The organism is Holospora elegans E1, from assembly GCF_000648275.1.
GTDB lineage: Bacteria > Pseudomonadota > Alphaproteobacteria > Holosporales > Holosporaceae > Holospora > Holospora undulata_A.
Map to the genome: position 1 here is coordinate 1 of NZ_BAUP01000058.1, position 6,175 is coordinate 6,175.

5 protein-coding genes and 1 pseudogene are annotated in these 6,175 nt (G+C 37.4%); 2 read left to right on the forward strand and 4 right to left on the reverse strand.

Annotation, left to right across the window (positions count from 1 at the left end):
• Positions 1-848 precede the first annotated feature (848 nt).
• Positions 849-986, forward strand: coding sequence for a transposase (locus HE1_RS10270; RefSeq protein ID WP_373279898.1), 138 nt, complete (start codon positions 849-851; stop codon positions 984-986).
• Between the two features lie 487 nt (positions 987-1,473).
• On the opposite strand, the gene ftsZ is transcribed toward HE1_RS10270, so the two are convergent.
• From ftsZ to HE1_RS10275, 4 genes are all read right to left on the reverse strand, one after another.
• Entirely contained in the window at positions 1,474-2,958 is a 1,485-nt protein-coding gene (gene ftsZ, locus HE1_RS01915; protein WP_006296043.1) for a cell division protein FtsZ, read from the reverse strand.
• 45 nt (positions 2,959-3,003) lie between these two features.
• On the reverse strand, positions 3,004-4,251 hold the full coding sequence (gene ftsA / locus HE1_RS01920) for a cell division protein FtsA (protein WP_006296042.1): 1,248 nt from the start codon (positions 4,249-4,251) through the stop codon (positions 3,004-3,006).
• Positions 4,238-5,053 carry a cell division protein FtsQ/DivIB gene (locus HE1_RS01925; RefSeq protein WP_006296040.1) on the reverse strand — a complete coding sequence of 272 codons (816 nt, stop codon included), beginning with the start codon at positions 5,051-5,053 and terminating at the stop codon, positions 4,238-4,240. The genes ftsA and HE1_RS01925 overlap by 14 nt, the downstream gene beginning before the upstream one ends.
• 597 nt (positions 5,054-5,650) lie before the next feature.
• The gene (locus tag HE1_RS10275) at positions 5,651-5,731 is read right to left on the reverse strand and encodes a transposase (protein WP_206537216.1); all 81 of its coding nucleotides are present in this window, start codon (positions 5,729-5,731) and stop codon (positions 5,651-5,653) included.
• 178 nt (positions 5,732-5,909) lie between these two features.
• Here HE1_RS10275 and HE1_RS01930 point away from each other — a divergent pair.
• A pseudogene (locus HE1_RS01930) lies at positions 5,910-6,175 on the forward strand (IS4-like element ISAba33 family transposase); the annotation flags it as partial.

The following is a 6,175-nucleotide window of genomic DNA, read 5'->3' on the forward strand; positions in this document are numbered from 1 at the left end:
AGTACGAGGCAATTGATATTCTGCGTTTCAAACTTCCAATTGGTGCCATCGAGCATTAAATGCATTTTAGGAACTGGCTCCCAAATGCTTGATATCAAGGCTTTTGAGAAGAGTCCAGAATCAATTACTTGTCCTTTTAAAAAAACGCCTGACGCGTTCAAGCTTGGATTTTATTGAAGGTGGAGAGTGCATCTTGTGGATCAGCGCAAGATGCTGAACCTTTCGCTGATCGATAAGTACGAAGGTTCATTTGCATTAAACATTGTTGTTTATTTTTAATAAAATAGCCTGTCTTTCGGATCTTTTAAATACCCTTCAAAAAAGTGAGGGGGAGTATAGTAATTCAGCTTGAAAATAGGGCAGAGTAGATCTATTTTTAACAGAAAATGACAAAGAAACAAACAGCTTCGATCTAAGGGATCGAGTAATAGAATATGTTAAACTTGGTAACGTCAAAAAACGACATCAAAAACATTTAAATTTAGAAAAAGCAGCGTAAGCAGGCGGTGAATAAGATACGAAAAAGAAGGGATAATTAGATCTACCTCACGGGTTAAGGAGTAAGGCTAAAATAAACCCAGAAAAGCTAAGAATTTACAGTCAAGCCAATGGAGATAAGAAATTAGCTAAGATAGAAAAACTATTTAATGCAAGTATTTGTTCTGTATACAGCAGATTAAAAAATCTAGGGAGTAAGCGAAAAAAACATTACGCGCGAACAAAGATTATAGCGGGATTCGTGAAACAATAAATTCTAATGATATTTAATAAGATCTTGTGCTACGAAGGTATTCGAAACGTAGGGAGAACATTTAACAAAAGAGCTGAAGCCAGGTCAGGGGGTAGTTATAGATACTGCTGCCTTTAACCGATCACAGAAAACTAAAGATTTAACTGAATCTGTTGGGTATAAAGTGATTTTTTTACCTCCATATTCCCCTGATTTCAATCCAATTGAAAAGTTCTTGGCCACTATGAAACGATAAATTAAATGCAAAATAAATGCATTTAATAAACTTTATGATGCTTTTTCTTCATTCTTCCAAATTCCACCTTCAGGCTAAATGAATATAAGGGGGCGCTTTTATATGGCCAACATCTATCATCAGCCCCTCATAGTCGGGGATCAGCACTCAGTTTTTCTAAAAAATTTCTGTGCGTTTTTTTCTAATCTCCATAACCAGGAGGAAGATCCCGCTAAGGAGATCTGCGTTCTTAAAATCCACAAAACAGCGTTTAACGATTGTCGCTTGCTTTTCCCTCTCCTTTCTTCCTGGTAGATAATGCTTTAGTATTTTCCAGGATTTTTCTGATATGTCGTGTCTTTTGTGCGATAACGTCATCTTTTTTAAAAAATAAAATTATCATAGTTTACTTATGAGGACACCATCTAGATAGCTTTTCCATTTTTATGAAAAAAAGCTATCTATTTCATCCCATCAATTTAAAAACTCCAAGATCATCTTAATATTTTTAATATTTATCTGACTTTCCTTTGCTTGCTTTTCTTAAAAAAGCTGGAATTGTCAAATCTTCCCCGTCTTGTTGTTCTACACCATTAGCGTCTAGATTTTCTTTTACGTAAGGGATCTGATCTTCAACGCGACGAGAAAAAAATTTTTTAAATCTTGAGACTCTTTTTTCAGAAGGAGCGCTTTTAAAAGAAAAATCTTGAGCCGATCCATAAGAATCTTCCGGAGGATCTTCGCGCAATCCAGAAAATGAAGAAAATCGTTCAGAATCAAAATTAAAATCTCCGTGGCGTCTTCCCAAAGCGGGAATATCTGCAAGTTTTTGATCGAAAAAATCTTCTATACCAGAGCCTGATTCTTCGTCTGGACGCTCTATAGAAGGAGCGCTCTTTTTTTCTTCCTCTTTTTCCTCTGCCAAAGGTACAGAAGGAGTAACTTTTGAACCTGCAACCTCTGTGCGCTTAATTCCTGTTGCCACAACAGAAATTTGAAGCTCTCCCTTTGGAAGTGTGTTATCAAAAGTAGCACCAAAAATAATATTTGAAGGCTGAAATTGATCGAAGGTATCGTCTTCAATTTGAGAACGAATAAAATGTAACGCCGCATCAATTTCTGTTAGCGTCATATCTTCCCCACCAGACACTTGTACCATAGCAGCTTTTGCATGACGAATATGCTCTGTCTCTAACAAAAAGCAAGAAATAGCTGCTTCTGCTGCACGCATAGCACGATCCTCACCCCCAGCACGCCCAGTCCCCATCATGGCGTCTCCTTTTTCTCCTTCTCCGCTGTCTGCATCTCGTAAAATAGCCACAATGTCTGCAAAGTCCAGATTGACCAATCCAGGCTTTTCCATAAGACTGATAAACATGTCTACCCCATCTCGCAGCACTTTATCTGCCCAGGCAAAAGCTTGAATGAAAGACGTTTCTACTCCTGCGAGTCGAAAAAGCTTTTGATTGGGAAGAACGAGCAGTGTATCAACACTGCTTCTTAATTTGATTATTCCTTCTTCTGCAACTGTCATTCTTCTGTGCCCTTCAAAAAAGAATGGCTTTGTCACAACGGCAACAGTCAAAATACCGCGATCTTTTGCTGCTTTTGCCAAAATAGGTGCTGCCCCCGTTCCGGTTCCCCCCCCCATTCCTGCGGTAACAAATAGCATATCTACCCCATCTAACCGTTCAATAACTGTCTCCAGACTAGCCTCTGCTGCAATACGACCAATTTCCGGACGAGCGCCTGCTCCAAGTCCCTTTGTTACCTCAAACCCCAACTGAATACGATTTTCTGGACAAACCAAAGAGTTGCTTAACGCTTGCTGATCTGTGTTACAAGAAAGAAACTCTACACCAAGATGACGGTTTTGTGCATCTTCTTTAAATTCTAAATTTTTTTCTCGAAGCATAGAATTAACTGCGTTTCCTCCTGCTCCTCCAATTCCCATAACAACAATTTTAGGACCAATCTTTACCTTTTCGAACATTTCCACGACTTTTTTCCTCCCTTTTTTGTATAAACTGTATTTTATCTATTTCTTAAACAATGCATTTAACCTGCTCCAAAAAGATTTAGAGCGGTAACTTGGAATAAATGAAGACAGAGCAGAACGTTGAAAATCATTAAAAGCTTCTTGATAAAAAAAAGTTCCACTAACTGCAGAAAATTCACCACATATTCTAGGCGCTTGTTTTAATGGATAAGACTTTGCGATACGCACAGGGCGTTCTAAAACCTGAGCTACCAATTCCCGTATACCTGGCAATTGACTCCCCCCCCCTGTAAGTACGATACGCTGACAAGAAAAAGGGTGCGTTGCATGCATTTCATCCATTTTTGTTTTCATCATACGGCAAATTTCTTCTGAACGCGCTTGAATAATATTGATTAAAAAAGAACGAGCAGTCTGCCCTAAGGTGTCTCCCCCCCCTAAAGATGCCATCGGTATCATCTCTTTATGATCATTCAATGTGGGAAGTGCAGCACCGTACAAAACTTTAATGCGTTCTGCATGCTGAATAGGAGTCTCACAGCCCCTTGCAATGTCTTGTGTAATGTGGTCTCCTCCTAATTTAACAATTTTAGATCCCACCAATCGCCCTTGAAAGAAAAACCCCATCCCTGTAGATTGAGCTCCCATATCAACAACTGTTGCTCCTAATTCTTGCTCATCAGGAGTTAAACAAGCAAGGCCACTGCTATAAAGTCCCAACAACAGTCCAGAAATTTGAATCTGGCACCGTTTCAAACACTCTACTAAGGTATTAAATCTTCCTTTGTGCACCCACACTACATGACAGTAGCACATCAAATTTGCCCCAGACATTCCTCGAGGATCCTTAATGCGGTCTTGATCATCTACACAAAACTCTAAAGGAATAAAGTGTAAAGGAAGATGATCTTGGTGACGAGATAAAAATCTGCTCCACAAGTGATCTAGCAATTTTTGAGTAACCACCCCCTCATAAATTGGAGATTTGAGCACATGATAATCGGAATAGAAAAAATGACCATTTAACGTTACAACCGCTTGATGAATTTGTACGTTAGATTGACGTTCTGCTTCATAAATAGCCGAAGTTATTTGAGATTCTAATGCCCCTACATCTACTAAATTTCCTCCCTCAATTCCTTTGGATGCTGCATGCCCAGCACCGATAATTTTGATTTCTTCTTCTTTTTCCCACGCCCCTGTCCAGCAACAAAATTTACTGGATCCAAGATCGATTCCTGTTATAAAACGGCCCGCTAACAAACTAGGCATATTAAACTTTTTCATTTTTTTCCTTTTTAGCCCGTTGTTCTATAAAAGATGGAGGACCATCTTTATCAAATTCCATAAGCACTGAGTCTCCTGAACGCAAATCAACTATCTTAACGTTTTTAGGAATTCGGTGACGCAATGCTAAAAATCTCTGTAATCCAAAACTTACATCCCCTTCTGGCAATTTCACACACAATTTGTGATCTACGTATACATCCCAACGCCCAGATCGTAAAAAAACTGCTTCATGGATACTGTGAATACGCAGTAATGACAATGCCCTTTGTAAATCTAAAACGTTCGATGGTGCATACGCCCCCACTATCTTTAACAGTTTATTCCACTTAGAAAGATTTTCAAAAGAAACAGAAAGAATCACTGCACCTTCTTTATCAATTAAATAATTTTTCTTATCTGGAGCGCTCCAAACTGCTATAGGTTCCTTTTCGCACAATCGGACATAGACACGATTTGGAAAAATTCTTTCTACTACTGCAGAGCGAACCCAAGGCATACGCTCAAGATCGTTTAATATCCTTGGCAAATTTAGACCAAAAATAGATTGTTTAGGTGTTAAATTTAACACACGTCTTATTTCCAAAAGCTCTGCACGTTTTCGTCCTTCTATAAAGATTTCCTCTATTTTAAATCCTCCTAAGCATAATAATCTGCCTATATCATTAGGAAAATTCCACCCGTATATTGCGCCACTTATTCCTAACACAATCCACAATGTAATCTTAACGGTAAAAGAAAACCGTCGACATTCCGAAATCACGTGAAATTTAAAACAATACACCTGTTTAAAGAATGCCATTTTATTGCCATTTATACAAGAGTTGTTTAAAAAAATCTGAAGGTTTTCTTAAAAAAACATTGAAAAACAGAAAAATAGAAAAATTTTAAGTAACTTTTCATAAAATATCATTTTTAAAAATTATTAAATTCTATCAACACGACCTTCTATAAAGCAATTAAAAGTTTTTTTATTCTCGCACAAAAAAGAAAAATTTTTCTCAATGTCTGTCTAATTTTTAAAAACAACTAATATAAAAAATTGCATTTTTGCATCGATTAAATGCCATTGCAAAAAGAAAATGTAATTAGACTTCTTGCAAATCTAGATTATAAATAAGATTTATAATAAAAAGACCATGAGGCAAGGTAATAAATACGAACAGATCAAAAAAATAGCAAAAAAATTTCACATGGTGACAGGAGAAAGCTCTGGGAGGAAGAATAAGCTGAGCATAGAAGATTGTCTTTTGATGGCGCCCCTAATATATCCGAAAATACCGCACATATTTTCTACATCAAAAGTTTAAAAGTGAGAGCATTGTGCATGATATAGTAATTCAGGTTGAATTGGACATTTTAAAGAAGCACGAAAAAGCGTCGAATAGAGTGTTGAAATTTAGTATATTGTCCACATCTTCATATTAGCCCAGAATTTCTCTATTGGATTCAAATCACAAGAGTAAGGAGGTAGAAAAATTCATACTCCCCCTCACTTTTTTGAAGGGTCTTTAAAAGATCCGAAAGAGAGGCTATTTTATTAAAAATAAACAACAATGTTTAATGCAAATGAACCTTCGTACTTATCGATCAGCGAAAGGTTCAGCATCCTGCGCTGATCCACAAGATGCACTCTCCACCTTCAATAAAATCCAAGCTTGAACGCGTCAGGCGTTTTTTTAAAAGGACAAGGAATTGATTCTGGACTCTTCTCAAAAGCCTTAATATCAAGCATTTGGGAGCAAGTTTCTACAATGCATTTAATGCTCGATGGCACCAATTGGAAGTTTGGAACGCAGAATATCAATTGCCTCGTACTAGCTGTTAGAGTTGGAAAGATTGCATTTCCTTTTTTTTGGAGCTTGCTTGATCACCAGAAAAATTCGCACCCCCAAGCACGCATCAGTTTATTAAATCAATTTAA

Excerpts from the sequence above, each read along its gene's own strand:
- HE1_RS01925 (WP_006296040.1), bottom strand. The coding sequence starts at position 5,053 with ATGGCATTCTTTAAACAGGTGTATTGTTTTAAATTTCACGTGATTTCG.
- ftsZ (WP_006296043.1), bottom strand. The coding sequence starts at position 2,958 with ATGTTCGAAAAGGTAAAGATTGGTCCTAAAATTGTTGTTATGGGAATT.
- ftsA (WP_006296042.1), bottom strand. The coding sequence starts at position 4,251 with ATGAAAAAGTTTAATATGCCTAGTTTGTTAGCGGGCCGTTTTATAACA.